This is a genomic window from Pseudomonas sp. (genome assembly GCF_026224925.1).
In the GTDB taxonomy this organism is placed as follows: domain Bacteria; phylum Pseudomonadota; class Gammaproteobacteria; order Pseudomonadales; family Pseudomonadaceae; genus Aquipseudomonas.
This window is the reverse complement of the sequence record NZ_JAMFRV010000590.1, coordinates 1-1,922: the sequence shown is the minus strand read 5'-3', so window position 1 is coordinate 1,922 and position 1,922 is coordinate 1. Positions and strand designations below refer to the sequence as shown.

At 56.3% G+C, this 1,922-nt stretch carries 3 protein-coding genes; 1 reads left to right on the top strand and 2 read right to left on the bottom strand.

Annotated features, from left to right (window positions below; translation table 11 throughout):
- Positions 1-617: 617 nt before the first annotated feature.
- Together M0974_RS24630 and M0974_RS24625 are read right to left on the bottom strand one after the other, a co-directional pair.
- Positions 618-920: a HigA family addiction module antitoxin gene (locus M0974_RS24630; RefSeq protein WP_367279048.1), complete on the bottom strand. Its 303-nt coding sequence runs from the start codon at positions 918-920 to the stop codon at positions 618-620.
- A 19-nt stretch (positions 921-939) separates the two neighbouring features.
- Positions 940-1,218 carry a type II toxin-antitoxin system RelE/ParE family toxin gene (locus M0974_RS24625; RefSeq protein WP_297843169.1) on the bottom strand — a complete coding sequence of 93 codons (279 nt, stop codon included), beginning with the start codon at positions 1,216-1,218 and terminating at the stop codon, positions 940-942.
- 199 nt (positions 1,219-1,417) lie between these two features.
- On the opposite strand from M0974_RS24625, the gene M0974_RS24620 reads away from it, so the two are divergent.
- The coding region (locus M0974_RS24620) for an AbiEi antitoxin N-terminal domain-containing protein (RefSeq protein WP_297843167.1) at positions 1,418-1,922 on the top strand (505 nt) is incomplete at its 3' end.

Below are 1,922 nucleotides of genomic sequence, written 5' to 3'. Positions count from 1 at the left end.
GACTGCTGAGCCTCGACGAGCGCGTGCGCCAAGCTGCAAAAGGGCTGGGTGTCGCCGTCGAGCCTGCCTGAGCATAGTTACGAGTGGAGGAGACAACGGTTAAGCGGATCGTGGCAATTGATGTAAATCCGCTCTACATCGAACAAACCCACTCTCGCCATTCTAAAAGCCCAGGTCGGCTGGAAGTAATTTGCGCAGATGTGCAATCCGATTCGCTAAATTACGGGCCCGTGGATTTCACCTACGCGACCTTGATATTTGAATACGTTGAGCTGACATCGACTCTCAATACTCTGAGGCATAATTCAACAACTGATGCCGTGCTTACAACGGTTTTGCAGCTGCCTCATCCAGCGATGCACGCGGTGTCTTCATCCCCTTACAAATCGCTACGCACCCTGTCCTCTTACATGACCTTGGTAGCGCCGGACGCACTTTGCAATGCAGCCAATGACGCTGGCTTCACGGCCACGATATCCTTCAATCCGGTCCCGGGTACAAAGTTTTTAAGTCTCGACTTGATCCGACCGATGTAATCGACTGCTTTACGTCGAACTTGGGCATTTATGGGAGCATTCCCATTAGTGCATCACTCAAACGTGAAACGCCCCAGCCCACTAGGTCGGCGCCGACGAGAGTGCGTCAGCCGTAAGGGGCTTGATCTTGGGCCGCCTCTTCTTGGCGGCATGCCATAAATCAAACGCGGCCTGCATGGTGAGCCACGATTCTGCAGACCCTCCAAGAGCTGCCGCCAGGCGAATCGCCAATTCGGCGCTAACGGCTGCGCGGCCGTTGACCACACGTGAGAGTGCTACGCGCGAAACGCCTAGTCGTTTTGAAAACGCCGTCACCGTCATTCCGCCGTCCGATCGCAGAACGGTATCCTGCAGTATTTCCCCGGGGTGCGGTGGGTTGTGCATGCGTGTCATTGGCCCTCGCTCAGTGATAGTCCTGATAATCGACTAAGATTGCATCGACGCCTTCGAACGTGAACGTCAGCCGCCAATTCTCATCTACCCACACTGACCAGTGACCCTGAAGATCACTCTTGAGCGGGTGCAGACGCCAGCCCGGGCGGTTCATATCATCAGGGCCAAGGGCGGCGTCCAACTGACCCAGTTGCAGCCGCAAACGCTTCGCGTGCTTTGGTTGAATACCAGCTTTTGAACCAGTACGAAAAAAACGTTCCAGCCCGCGATGGCGGAAGTCTTTGATCATGGGGTAGTGTATCTCATGGCGATACAGTGCGCAATTCTGCTGGCGTCCACTGTTGTAGAGGATGGCATTAGGTTGTGGTGCTCGCGATGAAGGGGTGGTAGGATAGTATTTGAATAAGCGTTAATTATCGTAGTGTGGCTACGACTGGGAGTGCCAGATCAAATTGACTTTTATTTGGAAAAGTCATATAAGTCGTAGCATGGCTACGACTGGCACAAGCAAGCTAAACGCGCTCTACACCCGACTCTCACCGGGAGCGCCGCTGACCTCGGAGGACCTGGCGGTGCTAGGCATCTCAGCGGACTTGGCCGTTCATTACGTCCGGGCGGGCTGGCTCACGCGCCTGGCGCGCGGGGTGTATTGCCGCCCGAATGACGCCCTTGGTTTGCATCCCAGTCTGTTGCTACTGCAGCGCAATTTCGAGGGGTTGCACGTAGGCGGCAAGTCGGCGCTTGACTGGTATGGCCTGCGCCAGTACGTGTCGCAGCAGCCCGCGCTGCATCTTTATGGTTGGACAGCGAGGCATTTGCCGGAATGGTTCACAGAGCGCTTCCCGGCTGAATACCATCGAAAGCGCCTGTTCGACGAGCAGCCGACAGCCTTGATGCAAGTCGGCGCATTCGAGAAACGCAGCGGGGCGCCGCAGGTTTCTGCGCCGGAGCGCGCTCTGCTGGAGCTGTTGAGCGAAGTCGGCGTGCGCCAGT